This window comes from Phenylobacterium sp., assembly GCF_036495085.1.
In the GTDB taxonomy this organism is placed as follows: domain Bacteria; phylum Pseudomonadota; class Alphaproteobacteria; order Caulobacterales; family Caulobacteraceae; genus Phenylobacterium.
This window is the reverse complement of the sequence record NZ_DASXNL010000182.1, coordinates 1-19,966: the sequence shown is the minus strand read 5'-3', so window position 1 is coordinate 19,966 and position 19,966 is coordinate 1. Positions and strand designations below refer to the sequence as shown.

Below are 19,966 nucleotides of genomic sequence, written 5' to 3'. Positions count from 1 at the left end.
CGAGACGACCGACCACAGCTACAGCGGCAAGCGCATCGCGCTGGAGGCCGTCGTGATCAGCTGGCTGCAGGGACTGAAATAGCGCCGGGTTCGGCCTGGACCGGGGGTGCGATGAACCCGGCGGCCTCGATCTGGCGGCGGCGGTAGAGGCGGATATCGCCCTGGGCCACCTGGCGGAAGCGCGCGATGTAGATCGGCCCCGCGGCCAGCAGCACGCCGGCCATGTCGGCGAACATGTTGGGCGGCGAGAGCTCGTGGCCCTGGACGCAGGGCGCCACCCCGACCGCCAGCATCAGCCACATGGCGACGGCTGCGATGTCGCCGCGGCGGATGAACGGCAGCGCGCCATAGGATCCGGCCGTCACAGCGTAGAAGACCAGCGCGCCGATCCAGGCCTTCTCGGGTGAGATCGCGGCCGGAAGTGCAAGCGGCGCCACAAGCATAACCGCACAGGTCAGCACGACCAGGGCGGAGATCAGACGCTGCATCCGGAAGGGAATAGTCGAAAACACCTGGCGACACCCCGTTTGTCGAGTGATCTCGTTTTGCGCCCTTCGCCGTCAATTCAGGGTGAACTTACGTGGTTAGCACCCGCTAAAGCCACCGCTGCACTGAGTTGGCGCGAATTGCGCGGCCGGCGGAGGGCTTGTAGGGGTGCAGGCATGACCGGAGTTTCCGACATCGCCATCTACCAGAAGCTGACAGCGATAGCCGACGAGCTGGACCAGTTGGCCGGCGAGGGGGCGAGCCTGGTCGGCGAGGCGGCCCTCCTAACCGCGGCGCGCACCGTGCGCGGCATGGCGGGCGCAGTTTACAAGCACATCATGAACGACACCGACGAAAGCCTGGACAGCTAGCGTCGCAATGCCCCCGCCCTTGCCAGGGTTTCAGAAGTGGAGAGGATGCCGATCAGCGCTGACGGGGCAGACATGAAGTCCATAACCATCGCCGCCGTGGCGGCAGGCTTGATGTTCACTGCGGGCGCGGCCTGGGCGCAGGGACCGCCCGCCGCGCTGAAACCTGCGCATGTGGCCGGTCCGGGGCTGAACGTCACCGACCTTGAGGGACAGAAGGCCTGGTACATGGCCAAGCTCGGGATGAGCGTGACCAATACCCTCCAGCGATCGGGCAAGCCCTACGAATACATCATGGGCTTCGGTGACGGACCGGGCGCGGCGATCATCGCGCTTCTGCAATCGCCGCAGCGGCCGCCGGGGCCGAACGCCTTTTCGCGGGTGATCCTCGCCGTCCCGGACGCCAAAGCACTCGCCGAGTGGCTGAAGACCCAGGGCGTGGAGAGCCGCGAGGTGATCCCGAATGCGGCCTATTTCATCCGTGATCCCGAAGGCAATCCGATCGAACTCTATACGCCTGCAAAGCCATAGGGATATTGCGATGCTCGCCAACCGTCTCGTCCCGCTGCTCCTGGTGACGATGATGATGGCGATGGAGGCCTATGCCGGGCGCTTGCGGCGTGACGAAGCCGAGCGGCGCGACCACGGCAGCCTCTTTTTCATCTACCTGTTTATCACCGGCGGGTTCGCCTGGGCGTTCGGCCTGTGGAGCTCGGGCCATCCGCCGCACCCGCGGCTCGGGCCTTGGGCGCTGTCGGTCGGCGCGGCCGTGGCGGTGGGCGGAATGGCTCTGCGCATCTGGAGCGTGCGCACGCTCGGCCAGTACTTCACCTACGTGGTCCGGGTAAGCGCCGATCAAACGGTGGTCGAGTCTGGTCCCTACCGGTTCGTGCGCCATCCTTCCTACACAGGCGGGGTGCTGACCGGGATCGGCATAGGACTTTCGTTGCGCTACGGCCTGGCGCCCGTGGTCATCGGAGGCGCCATGCTGGCGAGCTATCTTATTCGCATCGCAGTTGAGGAGCGCGCCCTGGCGGAGGGTATCGGCGAGCCCTACCGTGCCTACATGACGCGCACCAAACGACTGATCCCGCTCGTCTGGTAAGTGGCGGTCCCGTCCCATGCCGGCCGGCGCGTGGTCACATAAGCGCCGAAGTCGGGCGGGAGTCTGCGAGGCCAACCGGGAGCCGGCATGACACCCTTCCGAAACGACGAAGGCAACCCGTTCGCCAGGAACACGCCCTGGCCTGGGATGCCGCAGGCGCCGATCCGTCTGAGCGCCCCGCCAAAGGCTGCCCCTCGGCCCACATTGATCGTGCAGCCCATGCCCCAGCTGCACCCCCAGGCCGCTGTCATCGCAGAGGCTCCTCCCGCGCCGGAAGGGATCCCCGAGCTCATCCCGACGCCGATCGAGGCCTCGGCGCCGATGACTCCCGCACCCGTGGTGACGCCCTCCCCGGCCTCACCTGCTCCACTCTCTCCCCCTCTGGTTTCGCCAATCGGCGCGCGGTCAGCTCGGCCCAAGCCCGTACGGCGCCTGACGCCGCTGATCGCCGCGGCGGCGCTCGGCGCGGTGGGCATCGCGGCCGTGCTCGCGCTGATCGGGACCCGATCGGCGCGAGCGCCAGCGCCAAGGCCGGCTGCCCCTTCTGAGGCGGCGCCTCCCTCGCTCGCGGAAGGCGCGCTTCCAGGGGAGCCCGCGCCCTCCCCAACTTCCAAGGCGCCCGTCGCGCCGCCAATGCCCCAGACGCTCGCCGTCGCGCCGCAGCCGGCGCCCAGGCTCGCCGTCGCGCGCCCCGCTGCCGGCCGCCAGGCTTCTCGAACCGTCGCGGCCAATAACGCGCCAGCCGCCCAGGCCGGGCCAACTCCTGCCGCGATCCCGCCGGCGGCCCCCGTCCTCGCCGCGCCGCAGCCGGCCCCGGCGTCCGCCACAGTCATCGCGCCCGCAGCGCCCCCGGCAGCGCCCTACGTGCGACCGCCGGCGCCCGACCCCAGTGCTCCCATGGCCGCGCGCGTTCCTGACCCAAGCTGAACTATCGGGTTCAGCCCGCGTTCAGCGCTGCGTGGGCAGTATGCGATGTCCACGAAGAGGAGAATTGGATGAGACGCCTACTCTATGCCGTCGCGGCCCTGGCCACCGTCACAGCGCCCATGGCCGCCCTGGCCGATCCAGGCGATCACGACAACGGCCATCAGGGCGACCACGACAACGGTCGCCGCGACGACTACGGCCGCTACGACAACGGCCGCTACAACAACGGCCGTCACGACAACGGCCATCACAACGGCTACGCCAACCGCTACGACCGCGGCCATGCGGACAGCTGGCGGGGCCGGCCCGAGTGGAGCGCCTATCGCGGCGCGCGTCCCGGATACTGGTATGCGCCCGGTTACGGGTATCGCCCGGTGGGGCGCTACGCCTGGCACAGGGGCGCCTATGTGCCCGCGACCTACCGCAACTACTATGTGCAGGACTGGGGCTACTATGGGCTTCGCCCGCCGCCGCCTGGCTACCGCTGGATCTACGCTGACGGCAACTTCGTGCTGATGGCGGCCGCCACCGGTCTGATCGCCGACGTGCTCATGAACGGTTACTAGGACTTCGCCAGGACCCCTCCCGCATCCGGGAGGGGTTTTCGGCGTCGCGACGGCGGTTAAGGTGCGCCCCGGAGCTCGGGGAGATTCTATGCGCCGCTTAGTCGTTATCGCAGCCACAACGCTGGCCTGCGCCGCGCCCGCCGCGGCCCAGCCGCCGGCCTCTTCACAGCCAAGAGCCGCCGCTGCAGCTCCAGCAGCTCCGATCCCGCCCATTCTCGCGCCGGGCCGCACGCTGCTGTCTACGAAGGATGTGATGCGCCACATCGTCAATCCCGCGGCCGAGGCCTTCTGGGCCCATTCGGGCGTGGTGGACGACGAGAAGGGGTCCAGCGACCGCACCCCAACCGATGACGCCGACTGGAAGATCTCGGTGGATTCCGCGGCCCAGCTGGTGGAGGCCGGCACCCTGCTGCAGATGGAAGGCCGCGCCCGCGACCCGAACGGGCCGTGGATGAAGTACGCGGTGCAACTGACCAACGCCGGCCTTGCCGGGATGGCTGCCGCCCAGGCCAAGAACCACGACAAGACCTTCGATGCGGGCAGCGCCATGTACGACGCCTGTTACGCCTGCCACGGCAAGTACATCCCGCGCCCGAAGGACAGCCTCTACAAGCACGACATCGACAAGGATCTAGAGGCGGCCGGCAAGGCAAAGAAGTAGGCAGGACCGCTGGCGCGTCGTGGGGCTGCATTGTGGCGCTGCGCGAGTGGCGACGTCAGTGCCTCGTGACCGCATATTTTGCGCAGACACCTCACTCTCAGCTAGGCTTTCTGCATGGAAGCGATCACGGCCGTCACGGCTTTGTCCGCCCTGGCCGACGAGGGACGGTTGGATATCTACCGGCGGCTCGTTCAGGCCGGTCCCAAGGGCCTATCCACAGGCGAGATCGCGCGCGCGACCGGCCTTTCGCCGAACGCACTTTCCTTCGAACTCGGCGTGCTCAGCGCCGCGGCGCTCGCCACCCCGAAGCAGGTCGGCGGTTCGACCACCTACTTGGCGGCCTACGACAATATGCGCGGGCTGCTGGCCTTCCTCGTGGAGGACTGCTGCGAAGGAAATCCGGCGCTCTGCGGCCCGCTGGTGAAGGCGGTCAGCACCTGCTGCAGCGATAGCGGCGAGCGCTCGCCGGGATGAATTCCGCCCCTACGTCTTGAACCCGGTCGGGAAGCGCATAGTCTGAAGCCTCCGGGCTGACGCGGGCGCCCGGTGCAGACGGTGAGCCGTCCAAGACCCGCTCCTTTCGATTCGGCGAGCGCCGGAAGAGGAGCGTGCGATGTCTCGAATTAACTCCCTATCCAAAAGAGTCGCTATCGTCTGGCGCGGCGACCGTCAGGCCCGGGCCGAGGCGCGCTCCGAGACCAGCCGTTTGAGGGCGGTGTTTGAAGCCCTCAGCCGCCATGGGATCGCCGCCGAGGCGGCTGTCTGGTCGGAGGACCTGACCGGCGAAGTCCGCGACCAGCTCCTCAGGGTGGACGGCGTTCTGGTCTGGGTGGATCCGATTTCGACGGCGACCCACGAGCGGCGCGGACGGTTGGATGCGCTGTTGAGCGAAGTCGCGGCCTCAGGCGTCTTCGTCAGCGCTTTACCTGAGGTTGCCGCCAAGATGGGCGTCAAGGCCGTGCTGCACCGAACCCGCGCGCTCGGCTGGGGCTCGGACACCGCGTTCTACGAGACCCACTCTGCGTTCTCCCTGGCCTTCGCCGACCGACTGGCAGCTGGGCCACGAGTGCTGAAGCAGAACCGCGGCAACGGCGGCATCGGGGTCTGGAAGGTCGAGCGCGCCGGCGCAGGCGACGGGGTCGTGGTGCTTGAGGCAAGGGGCGAAAGCGCGCCCCGCACCCTGCCTCTGCCCGCTTTCGTGGAAGAGCGCGCCGCCGACTTTGAGACCGGTGGCGGTCTGGTGGAGCAGCCGTTCCTGCCCAGGCATCTGGACGGCATGGTCCGCTGCTATATGTCCGGCGATCGGGTGGTGGGGTTCGGCCACCAGTTGGTGCGGGCGCTGGCTGGTCCGGAAGCCGGCCCGGCTGGGCCGAGGCTCTATTCGGGGCCGACCGATCCGCGGTTCCAGCGGCTACGGACGCTGATGGAGAGTGACTGGACGCCAGGCTTGGCGCGGACGCTTGAGATCGCGTCCGACGCCCTGCCAGTGATCTGGGACGCCGACTTCCTGTTGGGCCCACCGGGGCCGGAAGGGGATGACAGCTACGTGCTTTGCGAGATCAATGTCAGCTCAGTGTTCCCGATCCCTGACGAAGCGCCCGAAGAACTCGCCAAGACCACCGCGCGACGCCTGTCCGCCATCAAGGCGAAGCGGCTGATCGCGGCAAAATCCGACCCAGCGGAGGACCTCCAATGACCGAACCTACGATAGACCGGCGATTGCTGCTTGCAGGCTTGGCGCTCGCAGGCGCCGCAAGCAGCCAGGCCGCGTCTGCGCAAGGCGCAGGGGCCACGCAGACCGCCGCTGCGGGGCCCTGGCCACAGCCACAGCCCTTGCCCTTCGATCCGAAGGCCGTACCCGGCCTTTCCGAGAAACTGCTCACCAGCCACCATGACAACAACTACGTCGGTGCTGTGAAGCGGCTGGGAGCGATCGAGGCGCAATTCGGCAAGCTCGACCCCGCCACGGCGCCCGTATTCGAGATCAATGGCCTCAAGCGCGAGGAGCTGATCGCCTGGAATTCCATGATCCTGCACGAGGTCTATTTCCAGAGCTTCGTCCCCGCGGCGGCGCCGAGTGCAGGGCTGGCCCAGGCCGTGGAACATGACTTCGGCAGCCACGATCAATGGGCGGCGGAATTCTCCGGCATGGGCAAGGCGCTGGGCGGCGGCTCCGGCTGGGTCATGTTGGCGTACAGCCGCCGTGACGGGCGCCTGGTGAACACCTGGGCGGCGGACCACACTATGACTCTGGCCGATGGCGCGCCGCTGCTCGTGCTCGACATGTATGAGCACGCCTATCACATGGACTACGGCGCCAAGGCCGCAGCTTATGTTGACGCCTTCATGAAGGTGGCATCCTGGCGCCACGCCAATGACGCCTTCCGCCGGGCGAGCACGGGCTGACGCTCGCGTCTTCAGTCGGGTTTCGGCGGTGTCGCATCGATGCGCCAGAATCAGGAACGCCAGGATCGGGTCACTTGCCCCAAGTGGCGAAGAGGCCGATTGCGGCCAGCGCCATGACGCCGGTGGCCGCCCAGCCGACGATCTTCAGGCCCCAATGCACCTGAAAATCGCCCATCGCTGCGCGATGACTGGAAAGGTGCATCATCATCCCCATCACCGGCACGGCGACAACGCCATTGATCACCGCGCTCCAAAACAACGCCTTTATCGGGTCGATGGGGCTGTAGTTGAGGATCACCCCGGCCAGCGTCGCAACTGCAATGGCGACGTAAAAGGCCTTGGCGCGGTAGGGCTTGCGCGCCAGGCCCACGTGCCAGCCGAAGGTCTCGCCCAGCGCATAGGCTGACGAGCCGGCCAACACCGGCAGCGCAAGGAGGCCGGTGCCGATGATGCCGAGGGCGAAAATCGCAAACGCGAACGGGCCGGCGATGGGGCGCAGCGCCTCGGCGGCTTGGGATGAGGTCTGGATATCCGTGAGCCCATGGACGTGCAGGGTCGCCGCCGTCGTCAGGATGATGAAAATCCCCACGGCGTTCGAGATGGCCATGCCGATGTAGGTGTCGATGCGGATGCGCTTGAACTCCGCCGGCGCCTGCTCGGGCGCGCGTTCGAGGGGCTTGGCGTCGGGCCGTTCCTTGACTTCCTCGACTTCCTCTTCCGCCTGCCAGAAGAAGAGGTAGGGGCTGATCGTCGTGCCGAGAATGGCGACGACCACTGTCATGTAGGCCGGCGTGAGGGTGATCTGCGGCACCACAAGACTGTGAGCCACCGCGCCCCAGGGCATTTTCACCACGAAGGCCACCCCGACGTAGGCGAACAGGGACAGCGTCAGCCACTTGAGGATGGAAACGTAACGCGAGTAGCGGGAGAACACCTCCAAGAGCACCGTCACCAAGCCAAAAAGGGCGACGTAGACGAGCTGGGGGCCGCCGATCAGCAACTTCAGGGCGGCCCCCATAGCGCCCAGGTCGGCGCCCAGGTTGATGACATTGGCCACGACCAGGAGGCTGACGATCGAATAGACCACCGGTTCGGGGTAGTGCTTTTTCAGGTTGCCGGCGATCCCGCGCCCGGTGACGCGGCCGATGCGGGCGCTGATCTCCTGGATGGCGCACATCAGGGGCCAGCTGAACAGCATCACCCAGGTGAGGCCGAAGCCGAACTGTGCGCCGGCCTGGGAATAGGTCGCAATGCCCGAAGGGTCGTCGTCCGACGCCCCGGTGATCAGACCAGGGCCCAGCACCTGCAGCAGCTTCGGCCGCTCCGGCTCCTTGACGCCGGGATGGATTTTCGGCGCTCCGGCATCATCCATAAGGGATTTCCCCCTCGCTTCGCAGCCGCAACGCCGAGCCTACCCGAAAGGCTCCGCGTTAGGGCTTTACGGTGAAGGTGAAATCGCCGTCGGTCGAGTGGCCATCAGGGGTCTTCATCTTCCAGGTCACCTTGTAGACACCGGGCGCCGGCGTGGCGGAGAAGGGCACGATTACGACGCGCCTGTCCTTGGCGTCGAGCGCGAGCTTGCCCGTGGCGACGGGAGCGCCGGCGGGACCGGCGACGGTGACGCTGGAGGCGTCCGCCACGATGGTCTCGCTGTATTGCAGCCTGAGCGCCTTGGGCGCGGCGACAGTCGCGCCTGCCTTGGGTGAGCCGGTGATCAGGCGCGCGTGAGCGCTGGCCTGGCCAGCGACGGCAAGGCTTACGACAGCCGCGGCGGTGGCGATTGTGATGGGCTTCATGGGGCTCCTCTTTGATCTCAGTCCTGGCGCAACGGTATGAGCGCCTAGAAGACGTAGGTTAACTTGGCCACAGCGGAGATCGGCTCCAATGGATGGGCTTGGTAGTCCTCGGTCCCTTCGGCCGGCTCGCCGGGTAGGCGGGAAGCATAGAACCAGGCGGCGGCGTTGGCCTTGGTGTTGGTCAGGTTGCTCAGCTGGACCTTGAGGTGGTCGCTCAGCTTGTATCCGACATCGACGCTCGGAGGCGCCGCGGCGGCGTCGGCGGCGGGAGCGACCGGCGGGGTGAGCAGTGCGGCAGTGGCGAAGAGCCACCGGTAGAAATCGCGCCCTGGCGGTGGAAACACGGACATCAACTCTTCCAAACCGGAATGGAGAAAACTGCCGTCAGCGTGGGATGCGGCCGATCTGCGCCAAGTCGTGACCGAGGCGGCGGCAGCCCAGCCAGACGCCGGTGCCGACGCCGAAGGTGACAAGACTGAGCAGCGCCAGCGTGACGCCGGCCCAGACCGGACCGCGACGGAAGCCGGGCACAAAATCCAATCGGTGCAGGCCCTCGTGGAGCCAGCGGAAGCCCTTGGCCGGCGCATCGAAGGATGCGGCGAGCGCGCCTGAACGGAGGTCGAGATAGTAGCGGCGTCCGTCGCGCATCAGGATTCGCCAGACCGGCAGGGTCACTGCGTCGTGGTGGCTGAAGTAGTAGACGTCCTCCTGCGTCAGCAGGCCCTGGTTCGCGACTGCGCCCAGGCGCTTGCCGGCGGCGGCAAGCTCGGCCGGCGTCAGCGCCGCCGGTTTCCCCGCGCCGTCCAGGCGCACATCGCCCGCCAGCACGAAGGGCCGACCGTCCATGGGAGCGAGCCGCACCTGCGAGACGGCGGGCACATGGGCGGCCGTGGATTCCAGGGCGGCCTTGACCTCCGCGAAGCTCGGAGGCGGCCCGGCGATCTGCGCCGGGGCCGGGTCGGCCCGGCTCTCCAGGAAGCCCCAGGGGTTCATCGAGAAGAGGCCACTGGCCACCCAGGTCAAGGTCAGGACTCCGGTCGCCAGCCCCAGCAGGTGGTGCCAGGTCAGCAGGCCGCGGAACGGGGACAAACGATGGTCGCCGAACGGACGCCATGCGAGGATTCCCAGGTAGAGACCGGCGAGCGTCAGGAAGACGCCGGACAGCGAGGTCCAGACGACCACCTGGGCCCAGACTTTGGGATGTTGGCGAAGCAGCGTCGGATAGAGCCAGTGCGGCACCGCTCCGATCCAGTTCAGCGCGCGGGAGGGCCGTGTGGTCCGCTGGACAACCTCGCCGGTCGCTTGCGAGACGTAGATGTCCGTGGCCGCCTGATCAGCAAGGCGCACCCGCCAGAAGGGGCTGGTGCGCTTGGGCTCCCCCACCGTCCATTGGTCACGCACTAGCGACGTGACGTCCGCCGGCCGACCCCAGGCTCCGGCGACGGCCAGCGCGTCGAGCTTGGTCACGCCGGACAGCCGGTGGCCGCTGGAGAGGTCGATCAGGCGAAGCGGTCCATCGACGGGCAGCAGCCTCAGGACCGGCCTGCCGGCCAGTTGTTCGATGCTGGCGGCCCGCACCATGGCGTCGCCCGGCGCAGCTTCGAAGATGCAGCACTGCGACCAGTCGATCCTGGGGAGCCTCGCCAGGCGCTCGTCCAGACTGACGCTCGGGAAGCGGACGAACAGCATGACCATGCCGCTCAAGCACCAGAGCAGCATCAACGCGCCCAGCGCCACGCCGAAGTAGCGGTGGGTGACGACGAGCCATCGCGGCGCCCAGCGCGTACGCCGCGGCCGCGCCGGCGCATGGACGCTAGAAGGCGTAGCTGTAGGTGACATGCAAGGTCCGCGGCACGCCCCGGAACTGGTAGATGTAAGATGACCCGTCCGAGACCCGGGTCGCGCGGCTGAGATGGGTCGCGTAGTCCTCGTCCAGCGCGTTCTCGAGACTGAGGTTGATCCTGTGATGGTCGCCCGGTCCGAAGGCCACGTAACCGTTGATGTCGACCACCGTGTAGTGGCCGTGCTGTTGCGGTCCGAAGCCGCCCGAGACGGTGTCGAAGACGCTGCCGACCCAGTTGGCGATCACCGAGCCGCCAAAGCCGCGGCCCTCGGGATGGATGTCGACTGCGGCCTGGGCGATGTCCTCCGGCACGCCGTTGAGCTGAATGGAAGAGCCACTCTGGCGGGTGCGGGCGTGGGTGTAGGAGCCCTGCACCGAGAGTGACGGCGTGAGGTCGAGATGCCCCACGCCCTCGAAACCCTTGGCCGTCACCTTGTCGGGCAGGTTGATGAAGGTCAGCACATCGGGGTCCGGCGTCACGCCCGATAGATCGATGAGGTTCTTGGTCTCGCGATAGAAGCCGATCAGTTCCCAGTCCCAGCGACGCGTCTCGCCGCCCACTGAGGCGTTGAGGTTGCTGGCGGTCTCCGGCCTTAGGTTCGGATTTCCGACCTCGCCGTTGAACAGCGGGTCGTTGGCGAACAGCGACTCGGCGTCGGGTAGGCGGAAGGAGGTGCCGAGCGCGCCGCGCACGAACACGGTGTCGGTGAAGTCGTACTGGCCCGAGACGTTCCAGACCGTAGCGCTGTCGCCGGTGTCGGGAGCGTTGTAGCGAAGGCCGGCGGCCAGGTGGGTGTGCGGGATCAGGTCAGGCGTCAGCCGGACTTGGCCGAACACCGCCTGGGTGAGCTCGGTCTTGTCGGCAATGATCAGGACGTCGTCACGGCCCCAGTACTTCTGCATATCGTAGCCGAGGTAGGTCTCGACGCCCGTCGTCGGCGTGAACTTGACCATGGCGTTCACGCCGTAGTCCCAGAAGCCCCAGAACTCGTGGTTGTCGACGTGGTCGAGGCCGCCGCCCGGGACGTTGTCGACCTCGTCGTAGTGGCTGTCCCAGTTGTGGTAGTAGCCCTTCACGAAGAACTGCACCGCATCATTGACCGTCCAGTCGAGCTTGGCGGTGGCGATATCCTCGTTGCGATCATTGACCGCGCTGGCCGCGTCGGTGGGCCGGGCGAAGTCCACGTAGCCCTGAGTGTGCTGGTAGCTGGCGCTGACCCGCACATCGTTGCTGAAGTCGTAAGCGTATTTGAGGCCTGCGCTGGTCAGGCGGTAGCCGCGATGGCGGTCGGTGCTTGTCGGCTGGTAGTCGGCGTCCGGATATGGCTGGAAGCCCTTAGACTCGTCATATGAGGCGTAGGCCACGAGCTTGCTGGCGCCGATGGATCCGGAGACAAAGCCGTTGGCGGTGAAGCTGTCGTTGGTGTCGCCACCGATGGCGAAGCGACCGGTCGTCGTCTCGGTGAAGGGACGCGTCACGATGTTGATCACGCCCGCCACGGCCTGCGTGCCGAAGAAGAGGCCCTGCCCGCCGTCCAGCACCTCGATACGGTCGACCATGTGCGCGGGCACTGTGTCGAGGGGCGGGGTGGTGTTGTAGAGCCGGTTGGAGATCCGGACTCCATCGATCAGGTAGAGGATTTCGTTGGACCGCGAGCCCTGCAGAGAGGCGAAATTGTAGGAGAAAGCGCCGCTCTGGGGTGCGAGGTAGAGCCCCGGCACGTACTTCGACAGCACTTGGCCGACATCAGACAGTCCGCTGGCCTGGATCTGCGCCGACGTCACGACATCGAGCCGGTTGCCGTACTGCGAAAGCTGCACCGGGATCGTCTCCTCGAGCTTGCCGGCGACGACCAGCTCCGACAGCTCGGCGTCGGCGGCGCGGGCGGCGTGGGCGCCCACGGACAGCGCGGCCGCGCCGGCGACGAGGGCAAGATTTCCCGCGGCGCCGAAGCGCATCTTGGTCGTCATCGAGATCCCCCCAAGGATCAGTGTGATTGAGTGTCCGGCTCTAGCCGGCCGGTTTTGCTTCGTAAGTCTGTTGCTTGGCCTTCACGTCCGCCGGCCAGTCGGGCAGCGGGTTGCCCTGGGCCGGGCCGTTCGCCTTGATGCCGGGATCGATCACGTACTCTTTGTGACAGGCCGTGCAGATCAGGTAGATTTTCGCGCCCTCGGAATAGACGCCGTCCTTGTCGTGCTTTTCGGCCGCGGCCTTGGCGAGCACTGCCTCGGCGGACAGCTGCTGGGCGAATTTGTACCAGTCGGCTTCCGGGGCGCGCGCGCGGGTAGGCAGCTGAAGGGCGTTGCCGGCCTCGATCAGCACGGCGGCGGCCGTCTCCATGGCCTCCCAGCCTTCGTCGGTTGACGGAGTCAGGTCTTTGGCGCCCTTGGCGGTCTCCTCGGTGCCTGAGCCCTTCCAGTAGGCGAAGGAGGCCGGATCCACCACATGGCCCATGAACTCCGTCATCGGCAGGGCGTCGGTGTTGAACTTGGCCCCGCCGCCTGTGGGCGTCGCGGGCTTCTGCGGCGAGCAGGCGGCGAGTAGGGCGGTGCAGGCCGCGACAGTGATCAGGCGCTTCAAGTTCGGTCCCCCGGCATGCATTGTTGATCCAGCGATACTTTGCCAAGCGTGGCCGCGTCCGGTTAAATACGGTCTCCGGGGGGTTACAAAAGGTTACAACGGCATTGTCCGAGGCGAGTAGATTGGAGACCGGCGATGAGATCGCGGAACTGGCTCGGGGCCTGCGGTCGCGCCAGGCGCTTGGTCGATCGGACGGACTGACACGGCTTTTCGACTATCTGGTCGAGAGCGCGCGCGCAGGAACACGGCCCAAGGAATTCGAGGTGGCCGCCGCGGTGTTCGGGCGTGACGCGAGCTTTGACGGTTCGCAGGATGCCTCCGTCCGGGTCGCGGTGCACCGCCTGCGCCGCAAGCTCGACGACTTCTACGCAGGGCCTGGCCGCGACGAGGCCGTGCGGCTTGCGATCCCCAAGGGCGAATACCGCATGGTCGCCGAGCCCCGTCCGGTGGAGGCAGCTTTGGCCGTCGCGCCCTCGAGGTGGCGACGCCACGCCGTGGCCGGCGTCGCGCTGCTCGTGGCGCTCAACCTGGCGGCGTGGGCGGCCTTCTGGATGAGCCATGGTACAGAGCGGTCTTTGGCCCGTGTGCAGGCGAGCGCGCCATGGGCGCCGCTGCTGAAGGCCGAGGCGCCGACGCTGCTGGTGCTTGGCGACTATTACATCTTCGGCGAGATCAACGAGGCGGCGGGCATCAACCGGCTGGTTCGCGAATACGGGATCAATTCCCGCGAGGACCTGGACGCCTGGCTGATGGACAACCCCAAGGCCATGGGCAGCTACCGCGACCTTGACCTCTACTACCTGCCGGTGGGCGCAGCCTTCGCGTTGCGCAGCATCGTGCCGATCGTGACGCGGGGCGCCGGACATGGCGAGGCCCTGCACGTGGTGATGGCCTCGGACCTGACGCCGGAAATGCTGAAGCGCAACAACATCATCTACCTGGGCTACCTCAGCGGGCTCGGCGTACTCCGCGCCCCGGTGTTTTCCGGCTCCCGCTTCCAGGTCGGCGACACCTATGACGAGCTGGTCGACGGCAAGACCCACACGTCCTACGTCAGCCAGGAGGGCGGACCCAGCCAGGGCGACGCGGCGCGACGCGACTACGGCTACGTCACCGCGTTCAACGGCCCCTCCGGCAACCGCATCGTGGTGATCGCCGGCGACCGCGACACGGGCCTGCAGCAGGCCGCCGAAGCGCTGGCCAACCCCGAGGCGCTCAAGGCCCTGGCCAAGAACGGCGAAAATTTCGAGGCGCTCTACGAAGCGCAGGGAATTGGCCGCTCCAGCCTAAGCGGCCGGCTGGTCGTCGCTGCGCCGCGCTCCGGCGTGAACCCCTGGACATCACCGACAAACCAGAACTTCCCGGCCGGCTGACAAGCTGCAGGGCATGATGTGGGCGCCGGGCGCCGGGAACGGCCCGACGACGCCTGCTTCGCACCTGTCGTGTCAAGGCGACGCTTCACGCGGCGAGGGTGTCCTCCGCGCTAGCCTCCCTCACAGCCCGTTTGACACGCGAAGCAGCGGGGTATTGTATGAGTGTATGCATACACAGGCCCAAGTCCTGGCGGCATTGCGGCTCGAGGACACCGGCGTCCCGATCTACGTGCAGTTGCGCGAGCAGTTCCTGCGGGCGATGGGCCAGGGGCTGCTCCGCCCCGGCGACCAAATGCCGACCATGCGCCAGGTGGCCGTGGCCCTGAAAGTCGACCTGAACACCGTGCGACACGCCTACGAGGAACTGGAGCGCCTGGGCGCCCTGGCCCTGGTGCGCGGGCGCGGCAGTTTCGTAGCCGACCCCCCGCCGGCCATGGATGGGACCGCCCACGAGACCCAGACAGACAATCTAGCCCGCCAGACCCTGGCTGCGGCTGCAGCGCTGGGGGTTGATCCTCTGGCGCTTTCCCAACGCATCGCGGCGCTCGCCGCCGATAAGGAGGATATCCGATGAGCAACAGCTACGTGTCGGCCCAAGGCATGCCACGCCTGCGCCCGCGAGGCGCCAACGCGCCGGCAAGTCTCCTGGCCGTAATCTTCGTGGGCCTCGGCGCCTTCGCCTTCCAGCAAGGCGTGAGCCGGTATGGGCCGGCGCTCTGCTGGATCGGCGCCATCCTTTTCCTGGCGGGCGTCCTGACGCAGATGGCGTTGAAGATGGCCAATCAGTGGGAGCGGGCGGTGGTCTTGAGGCTTGGGCGGCTGCAGGCCGTACGCGGGCCGGGGATGTTTTTGATCGTCCCGTTCATTGACGACATCTCCTCCTGGCTCGACCAACGGATCCAGACCACGGAGTTCAACGCCGAGCAGGCGCTTTCCAAGGACACGGTGCCCGTGGACGTGGACGCCGTGGTGTTCTGGCAGATCCACGACCCTGAGCGTGCGGCCCTGGAGATCACCGACTATCGTTCGGCGATCAGTCGAGTGGCGCAAACGTCGCTTCGCGAGATGGTCGGTTCGTCATTGCTGTCGAGCCTGCTGTCGGACCGCAAGCACGGGGACGAGATGCTGCGCGAGGAGATCGGCCGCAAGACCGCCGAGTGGGGGGTCACGGCCATCTCGGTGGAAATCCGCGATATTGGCGTACCCGACGCCTTGCAGGACGCCATGAGCCGCGAGGCCCAGGCCCAGCGCGAGGCCGCCGCGCGGATCCACCTCGGACAGGCCGAGCAGCAGGTGGCGCAGAAATTCGTCGAGGCCGCCGAGATTTACGCCCGGTGCCCCGCGGCCCTGCAGCTTCGCGCCATGAACATCATCTACGAAACCACCAAGGAGCGCGGGGCGACAATCCTTATCCCCACCGGCATGGTTGATGCGATGAACCCAGGCGGCCTGCTTGGCCTGACCCAAGCGCGTGATCTGGCGCCTGCAGCCGTGGCGACCAAGTAGTCCTGGACCTGCGGAGGCGAGAATGGTCGTGAAGCTTGCGCGCTGGATTGTGGCGTTGGCGATTTCGGGGGCGATGATGGCTCTGGTTCTGGCCGGCGCCGCCAAGGCGCAGGACGCAGTCGGCCAGTGGCACGCGACGCTGGCCTCAGCGACAGGCGAAGTGCGGATCGGCGTGGAGATCACCGCCAGGCCGAGCGGCGGCTACCAGGGTCGGCTCCTGAGCCCTGACCAGAGCCAGATCTGGCTGCCACTCGATACCGTAACTCTGGAGGCCGGCCATCTGATCCTGGCCGGCAAGCGGCTCAACGGGCGCTACGAAGGCTGGTGGGACGAGGCGCAGTCCGCCTGGGTCGGACAATGGACGCAGGGCGCGACCATGCCACTGGTGTTCACCAAGGGGCCGCCTGAGCCCCGGCTTCGGCCTCAGACCCCGCATCCGCCATTCCCCTATCGCGCGGAGGACGTTGCTTTCGACAGCGCCCCGGGCGTGCGCCTCGCGGGGACCCTGACCCTGCCGCAGGGTCCAGGCCCCTTCCCGGCCGCGGTGCTGATCACCGGGTCCGGCGCCCAGGACCGCGACGAGAGCCTGATGGGCCACAAGCCCTTCATGGTGCTGGCCGACGCGCTCACCCGCCGCGGAATCGCCGTGTTGCGGATGGACGACCGCGGCTTCGCCAAGTCCACCGGGGACTTCGCCGAAGCGACGAGCGAGGATTTCGCCGCTGACACAGCGGCCGCTGTGGCGCTCCTGCGAAGCCGCAGGGAGATCGACTCCCGGCGCATCGGGCTGATCGGCCACTCCGAGGGCGGGATGATCGGCCCGATGGTCGCCGTCGCCGATCCACGCATCGCCTTTGTCGTGATGCTGGCTGGCCCAGGCGTTCCGACCCGCGAGCTGTTGGTCGCCCAACGGGCAGCCGTCGCGCGCTCCGCCGGCATCGCCGCTGACGCGATCACCCGCAATGAACAGGTCATGGGCCAGGTGGAGGCGGCGCTGGCGCAGGATAAGACCCTGGATCAGGCCGAGGCCGACGCGGCCAATGTGCTGGTCGAGGCCGGGATGCCCGCCACCAACGCCGACGCCACGGTCCGCCGACTGACTTCGCCCTGGTACAAATGGTTCATCGCCTACGACCCGCGCCCTACCCTGGCCAAGGTCCGCGTCCCAGTCCTCGCCCTGAACGGCGACAAGGACGTGCAGGTGGTCTCCAAACAGAACCTGCCGGCGATCCGCGAAGCGCTGAAAGCCAACCCGGACGCCGAGGTGGTGGAGTTGGCCGGCCTGAACCACCTCTTCCAGACCGCCGGCACCGGGGGCCCGGCCGAATACGCGAAGATCGAGGAGACGATCGCGCCGGCGGCGCTCAATCTGATCGCGAACTGGGTGGTTGACCACGCTGTGCGCTGAAGGTGCTTGGCGGCAAGGGGCGGAGCCAGCTAGCTAGAGCACATGCGCTTTGCCCTCCTCGCCTCCGCCGCCCTGCTGACCGTCCCCGCCGCAGCGGCGGCCGCGCCCGCTGACCTCGTGATCTGGGGAGGGCCGATCTACACCGCCGTCGACGCCCATCCGAAGGCCGAGGCCGTCGCAGTCTCGCATGGCCGGATCGCATTCGTGGGCGCCAAGGCGGGCGCGAAAGCGCTGATCGGGCCGAAGACCAGAGTCATCGACCTGAACGGCGCAGCGCTTTTCCCCGGCTTCACCGACAGCCACGCCCACCTTGGCGAAATCGGCGAGCGGGAGCTGACGCTGAACCTGGAAGGCTCCAAGTCGGCGGCGGAAGTCGCTGAGCGCCTGAAGGCCTATATCGCCGAGCACAAGCCCAGCGGCGTGGTGGACGGCATCGGCTGGATCGAAACGGGCTGGCCGGAGGGCCGCTTCCTTGAGCGATCCGACCTCGACGCCGTGGCGCCCGACATTCCAGTGCTGTTGCATCGCGCCGACGGACACGCGCTGACTGCCAACTCGGCAGCGCTGAAGGCGGCCGGCATCGACGAGACAACGCCTGCGCCGGCCGGCGGGCAGATCCTGAAGGGCCCTGACGGCAAGCTCACCGGCATGTTGGTCGACAACGCCATGCGCTTGGTCGCCCCGCTGCGCCATGCGCCGACGCGCGACCAACGGATCGCCGCCTTCAAGGCCGCCTTCCGCGTCGAGACCGCCTATGGCTGGACCGGCGTCCACTACATGAGCGTGAGTTGGCCGGACGTGCCGTTGCTGGAGGAGATGGCCAAGCAAGGGCAGGCGACCTTGCGGGTCTACAACGCCGTTGATGCGGCCGAGGCCGAGCCATTGTTCAGCGGCGGCGCGCGCGCCACCCCGGATGGGCGGATCACCACCAGGGCGATCAAGCTCTACATGGACGGCGCCCTGGGTTCGCGCGGAGCCAGGCTCTTTGCGCCCTATTCCGACGCGCCCGCCATCACCGGCACCTTCGTCACCGAGCCCGCGGCCATGCGCCCTGTACTCGCCAGGGCGCTGGCCAAGGGCATCCAGGTCTCCACCCATGCCATTGGCGACAAGGGCAACGCGACCGCGCTCGATCTCTACGAAGAGGCGTTCAAGGCCGATCCAGCGGCGGGCAAGCAGGCGCGATGGCGGATAGAACACGCCCAAATCCTGCGGCCCGTCGATATTCCACGGTTCCACGCTGACGGGGTGATCGCTTCGATGCAGCCCAGCCACGCCATCGGCGACTTTCATTTCGCCCCGGCGCGCCTGGGCAAAGACCGCCTGAAGGGCGCCTACGCCTGGAAGAGCCTTCTGGAGTCTGGAGCTGTGGTGGTCGGCGGATCAGATGCGCCCGTGGAGCGCGGCGCGCCCCTGATCGAGTTCTACGCCGCTGTGGCCCGCAAGGATCTCAAGGGCTACTCGAACGCCGACTGGCATTCGGAGGAGAAGCTAAACCGCGCTGAAGCGCTGAAGCTCTTCACGTCGTCCGCAGCTTATGCGCGCTTTGCCGAGAAAGACCTCGGGACCATCGCGGTCGGCAAACGCGCCGACCTCAGCGGCTTCTCGGTGGACCTGATGACCGCGCCCGAGGCTGCGATTCCCCAGGGCCATGCGGTCCTGACCGTCGTTGACGGTCAGGTGGTCTACGAAAACCGCTGAGGTCGCCGTTTAGGCCTGCGACCTAGTCGTCGTCGCCGTCGGCAATGTCGGCGATACCACCGGACATTGGCTCACCGAACGCCGTGGTTACGACTTTGCCCTTGTCCTTTTGGTGGGGATGGGCGCGCTGCGGGGCATTCGGATCCGCCTTGGGATCTTTCTTTTCAGTGTCGTCGGAGTCGGCCATGGGAATCGCTCTCGGCTAGGGCTTAAGGACGCGAAGCAGCGCCCCGGTCGAAGGCCGTACCCTATGGACAAGTTGCCGCACATTCAACGCTGTCCTGTTGCTCGCCCCCGGATCCGGCGGCGTCTGCCCTGACAACAGGCAGCTAGCCGAGGCGTCGACGAATGGCCTCGCTGACCCTTTCGCAGCGGGCGCCGAGGAACGGATAGGGCCCCGACCATCACGTCGGCGAGCTGGGCGTCCAGCCCCTCGCGAACGCGGCGGCGGGCACGATGCAGTCGGGTCTTCACGGTTTCCGGCTTCAGGCCCAGGTAACCTGCGGTCTCCTCAACGCTGAGTTCCTCGACTTCGCGCAGGATGAACACTAGGCGGAAGGCTTCGGGCAGGGCGTCGATCGCCTGCTCCAGGAGGCGGCGGATCTGGGCGTGGGCGGCATCGGCCTCAGGCCCGTCGCTCCTGGGTACGCCGGGGAAATTCAGCACTTGTGCGCTCTCCTGCGCGGCTTCCAACTCGTGGAGCCCGACGGTGACCTTGCGCCGACGCAAGCGCCCATGGGCCTCGTTCAGTACGATGCGGGTGAGCCAGGTTGCGATTGCCGCCTCGCCGCGGAAACCTGCGATAGCGCCAAAGGCGCGGACATAGGCTTCCTGCAGCACATCCTCGGCCTCCCCCTCGTCGCCGACGACGGGCGGGCGATGCGGGGAACAGACGCTGATTGCAACGGGTCAAACTCAAGCCAGGGGCGCACAGGTGGACGACCTTTCACAAGGCCCGGACCTTTCCATTCGCCTGCCGCTACCACCCGGGCATGACGGGGACCCTGGTGGTGGCGAAGTAGGACAGCTACAGCTCGCCGTCGCTGTTGCGAAGAGGAGCCCTGGATGGCCGGGGGATGGCTGATCGGCGTGCTGGTTGAACTCGCAGGCGAGCCCGCCCCCTTGCGCCACTACTTCGCCGTCGGTCACGAGGACCGCGCCAAGTCGGAGTGGACAGCCATCGACCGCGCAGGGCTCAGCGGCCGCATCGCCTCTAGTCCGACCGGTGGCCAGGAGCCC

22 protein-coding genes are annotated in these 19,966 nt (G+C 67.3%); 13 read left to right on the top strand and 9 right to left on the bottom strand.

Features of this window, described 5'->3' with window-relative positions:
* Positions 1–56: 56 nt before the first annotated feature.
* Positions 57–512 (bottom strand): hypothetical protein, encoded by a 456-nt coding sequence (locus VGI62_RS20640; protein ID WP_331506457.1) that lies wholly within the window; start codon positions 510–512, stop codon positions 57–59.
* Positions 513–662: 150 nt separating this feature from the next.
* Here VGI62_RS20640 and VGI62_RS20635 point away from each other — a divergent pair, with 150 nt between their 5' ends.
* The 8 genes from VGI62_RS20635 to VGI62_RS20600 all read left to right on the top strand — a co-directional run bounded on the left by VGI62_RS20635 (position 663) and on the right by VGI62_RS20600 (position 6,519).
* Positions 663–857 carry a hypothetical protein gene (locus VGI62_RS20635; RefSeq protein ID WP_331506456.1) on the top strand — a complete coding sequence of 65 codons (195 nt, stop codon included), beginning with the start codon at positions 663–665 and terminating at the stop codon, positions 855–857.
* 72 nt (positions 858–929) lie between these two features.
* Positions 930–1,385, top strand: coding sequence for a VOC family protein (locus VGI62_RS20630; RefSeq protein ID WP_331506455.1), 456 nt, complete (start codon positions 930–932; stop codon positions 1,383–1,385).
* A gap of 10 nt (positions 1,386–1,395) precedes the next feature.
* Positions 1,396–1,959 (top strand): isoprenylcysteine carboxylmethyltransferase family protein, encoded by a 564-nt coding sequence (locus VGI62_RS20625; protein WP_331506454.1) that lies wholly within the window; start codon positions 1,396–1,398, stop codon positions 1,957–1,959.
* Positions 1,960–2,954: 995 nt separating this feature from the next.
* Entirely contained in the window at positions 2,955–3,452 is a 498-nt protein-coding gene (locus VGI62_RS20620; protein ID WP_331506453.1) for an RcnB family protein, read from the top strand.
* Between the two features lie 88 nt (positions 3,453–3,540).
* Positions 3,541–4,113: a hypothetical protein gene (locus VGI62_RS20615; RefSeq protein ID WP_331506452.1), complete on the top strand. Its 573-nt coding sequence runs from the start codon at positions 3,541–3,543 to the stop codon at positions 4,111–4,113.
* 114 nt (positions 4,114–4,227) lie between these two features.
* Positions 4,228–4,587 (top strand): helix-turn-helix transcriptional regulator, encoded by a 360-nt coding sequence (locus tag VGI62_RS20610; RefSeq protein WP_331506451.1) that lies wholly within the window; start codon positions 4,228–4,230, stop codon positions 4,585–4,587.
* A gap of 139 nt (positions 4,588–4,726) precedes the next feature.
* Entirely contained in the window at positions 4,727–5,809 is a 1,083-nt protein-coding gene (locus tag VGI62_RS20605) for a Cj0069 family protein (protein WP_331506450.1), read from the top strand.
* Positions 5,806–6,519: a Fe-Mn family superoxide dismutase gene (locus tag VGI62_RS20600; protein WP_331506449.1), complete on the top strand. Its 714-nt coding sequence runs from the start codon at positions 5,806–5,808 to the stop codon at positions 6,517–6,519. The genes VGI62_RS20605 and VGI62_RS20600 overlap by 4 nt, the downstream gene beginning before the upstream one ends.
* Positions 6,520–6,589: 70 nt before the next feature.
* Here VGI62_RS20600 and VGI62_RS20595 read toward each other — a convergent pair whose 3' ends face one another.
* From VGI62_RS20595 to VGI62_RS20570, 6 genes are read right to left on the bottom strand one after another with little or no spacing between them, the layout of a single operon-like run.
* On the bottom strand, positions 6,590–7,891 hold the full coding sequence (locus VGI62_RS20595) for a divalent metal cation transporter (RefSeq protein ID WP_331506448.1): 1,302 nt from the start codon (positions 7,889–7,891) through the stop codon (positions 6,590–6,592).
* A gap of 58 nt (positions 7,892–7,949) precedes the next feature.
* The gene (locus VGI62_RS20590; protein WP_331506447.1) at positions 7,950–8,315 is read right to left on the bottom strand and encodes a copper resistance protein CopC; all 366 of its coding nucleotides are present in this window, start codon (positions 8,313–8,315) and stop codon (positions 7,950–7,952) included.
* A 44-nt stretch (positions 8,316–8,359) separates the two neighbouring features.
* Complete coding sequence (locus tag VGI62_RS20585; protein ID WP_331506446.1) at positions 8,360–8,665, bottom strand: hypothetical protein; 306 nt, start codon at positions 8,663–8,665, stop codon at positions 8,360–8,362.
* Positions 8,666–8,699: 34 nt separating this feature from the next.
* Positions 8,700–10,154, bottom strand: a complete 1,455-nt coding sequence (locus VGI62_RS20580) for a PepSY domain-containing protein (RefSeq protein WP_331506445.1) — start codon at positions 10,152–10,154, stop codon at positions 8,700–8,702.
* Positions 10,129–12,129: a TonB-dependent receptor gene (locus VGI62_RS20575; protein ID WP_331506444.1), complete on the bottom strand. Its 2,001-nt coding sequence runs from the start codon at positions 12,127–12,129 to the stop codon at positions 10,129–10,131. The genes VGI62_RS20580 and VGI62_RS20575 overlap by 26 nt, the downstream gene beginning before the upstream one ends.
* A gap of 40 nt (positions 12,130–12,169) precedes the next feature.
* Positions 12,170–12,739 carry a hypothetical protein gene (locus tag VGI62_RS20570; RefSeq protein WP_331506443.1) on the bottom strand — a complete coding sequence of 190 codons (570 nt, stop codon included), beginning with the start codon at positions 12,737–12,739 and terminating at the stop codon, positions 12,170–12,172.
* 122 nt (positions 12,740–12,861) lie between these two features.
* On the opposite strand from VGI62_RS20570, the gene VGI62_RS20565 reads away from it, so the two are divergent.
* The 5 genes from VGI62_RS20565 to VGI62_RS20545 all read left to right on the top strand — a co-directional run bounded on the left by VGI62_RS20565 (position 12,862) and on the right by VGI62_RS20545 (position 18,727).
* Complete coding sequence (locus tag VGI62_RS20565; protein WP_331506442.1) at positions 12,862–14,112, top strand: hypothetical protein; 1,251 nt, start codon at positions 12,862–12,864, stop codon at positions 14,110–14,112.
* A 166-nt stretch (positions 14,113–14,278) separates the two neighbouring features.
* Complete coding sequence (locus VGI62_RS20560) at positions 14,279–14,686, top strand: GntR family transcriptional regulator (RefSeq protein WP_331506441.1); 408 nt, start codon at positions 14,279–14,281, stop codon at positions 14,684–14,686.
* Positions 14,683–15,618 (top strand): SPFH domain-containing protein, encoded by a 936-nt coding sequence (locus VGI62_RS20555; RefSeq protein WP_331506440.1) that lies wholly within the window; start codon positions 14,683–14,685, stop codon positions 15,616–15,618. The genes VGI62_RS20560 and VGI62_RS20555 overlap by 4 nt, the downstream gene beginning before the upstream one ends.
* Positions 15,619–15,640: 22 nt before the next feature.
* Positions 15,641–17,026, top strand: a complete 1,386-nt coding sequence (locus VGI62_RS20550; RefSeq protein ID WP_331506439.1) for an alpha/beta hydrolase family protein — start codon at positions 15,641–15,643, stop codon at positions 17,024–17,026.
* Positions 17,027–17,068: 42 nt separating this feature from the next.
* Positions 17,069–18,727 (top strand): amidohydrolase, encoded by a 1,659-nt coding sequence (locus tag VGI62_RS20545; protein WP_331506438.1) that lies wholly within the window; start codon positions 17,069–17,071, stop codon positions 18,725–18,727.
* A 22-nt stretch (positions 18,728–18,749) separates the two neighbouring features.
* Here the strand turns inward: VGI62_RS20545 and VGI62_RS20540 are convergent, their stop codons facing one another.
* Together VGI62_RS20540 and VGI62_RS20535 are read right to left on the bottom strand one after the other, a co-directional pair.
* Positions 18,750–18,914 carry a hypothetical protein gene (locus VGI62_RS20540; protein ID WP_331506437.1) on the bottom strand — a complete coding sequence of 55 codons (165 nt, stop codon included), beginning with the start codon at positions 18,912–18,914 and terminating at the stop codon, positions 18,750–18,752.
* Between the two features lie 83 nt (positions 18,915–18,997).
* Positions 18,998–19,567 carry a sigma-70 family RNA polymerase sigma factor gene (locus tag VGI62_RS20535; protein WP_331506436.1) on the bottom strand — a complete coding sequence of 190 codons (570 nt, stop codon included), beginning with the start codon at positions 19,565–19,567 and terminating at the stop codon, positions 18,998–19,000.
* Positions 19,568–19,966: the final 399 nt, after the last annotated feature.

Excerpts from the sequence above, each read along its gene's own strand:
- VGI62_RS20635 (WP_331506456.1), top strand. The coding sequence starts at position 663 with ATGACCGGAGTTTCCGACATCGCCATCTACCAGAAGCTGACAGCGATA.
- VGI62_RS20630 (WP_331506455.1), top strand. The coding sequence starts at position 930 with ATGAAGTCCATAACCATCGCCGCCGTGGCGGCAGGCTTGATGTTCACT.
- VGI62_RS20625 (WP_331506454.1), top strand. The coding sequence starts at position 1,396 with ATGCTCGCCAACCGTCTCGTCCCGCTGCTCCTGGTGACGATGATGATG.
- VGI62_RS20620 (WP_331506453.1), top strand. The coding sequence starts at position 2,955 with ATGAGACGCCTACTCTATGCCGTCGCGGCCCTGGCCACCGTCACAGCG.
- VGI62_RS20615 (WP_331506452.1), top strand. The coding sequence starts at position 3,541 with ATGCGCCGCTTAGTCGTTATCGCAGCCACAACGCTGGCCTGCGCCGCG.
- VGI62_RS20610 (WP_331506451.1), top strand. The coding sequence starts at position 4,228 with ATGGAAGCGATCACGGCCGTCACGGCTTTGTCCGCCCTGGCCGACGAG.
- VGI62_RS20605 (WP_331506450.1), top strand. The coding sequence starts at position 4,727 with ATGTCTCGAATTAACTCCCTATCCAAAAGAGTCGCTATCGTCTGGCGC.
- VGI62_RS20600 (WP_331506449.1), top strand. The coding sequence starts at position 5,806 with ATGACCGAACCTACGATAGACCGGCGATTGCTGCTTGCAGGCTTGGCG.
- VGI62_RS20595 (WP_331506448.1), bottom strand. The coding sequence starts at position 7,891 with ATGGATGATGCCGGAGCGCCGAAAATCCATCCCGGCGTCAAGGAGCCG.
- VGI62_RS20590 (WP_331506447.1), bottom strand. The coding sequence starts at position 8,315 with ATGAAGCCCATCACAATCGCCACCGCCGCGGCTGTCGTAAGCCTTGCC.
- VGI62_RS20585 (WP_331506446.1), bottom strand. The coding sequence starts at position 8,665 with ATGTCCGTGTTTCCACCGCCAGGGCGCGATTTCTACCGGTGGCTCTTC.
- VGI62_RS20580 (WP_331506445.1), bottom strand. The coding sequence starts at position 10,154 with ATGTCACCTACAGCTACGCCTTCTAGCGTCCATGCGCCGGCGCGGCCG.
- VGI62_RS20575 (WP_331506444.1), bottom strand. The coding sequence starts at position 12,129 with ATGACGACCAAGATGCGCTTCGGCGCCGCGGGAAATCTTGCCCTCGTC.
- VGI62_RS20560 (WP_331506441.1), top strand. The coding sequence starts at position 14,279 with ATGCATACACAGGCCCAAGTCCTGGCGGCATTGCGGCTCGAGGACACC.
- VGI62_RS20555 (WP_331506440.1), top strand. The coding sequence starts at position 14,683 with ATGAGCAACAGCTACGTGTCGGCCCAAGGCATGCCACGCCTGCGCCCG.
- VGI62_RS20550 (WP_331506439.1), top strand. The coding sequence starts at position 15,641 with ATGGTCGTGAAGCTTGCGCGCTGGATTGTGGCGTTGGCGATTTCGGGG.
- VGI62_RS20545 (WP_331506438.1), top strand. The coding sequence starts at position 17,069 with ATGCGCTTTGCCCTCCTCGCCTCCGCCGCCCTGCTGACCGTCCCCGCC.
- VGI62_RS20540 (WP_331506437.1), bottom strand. The coding sequence starts at position 18,914 with ATGGCCGACTCCGACGACACTGAAAAGAAAGATCCCAAGGCGGATCCG.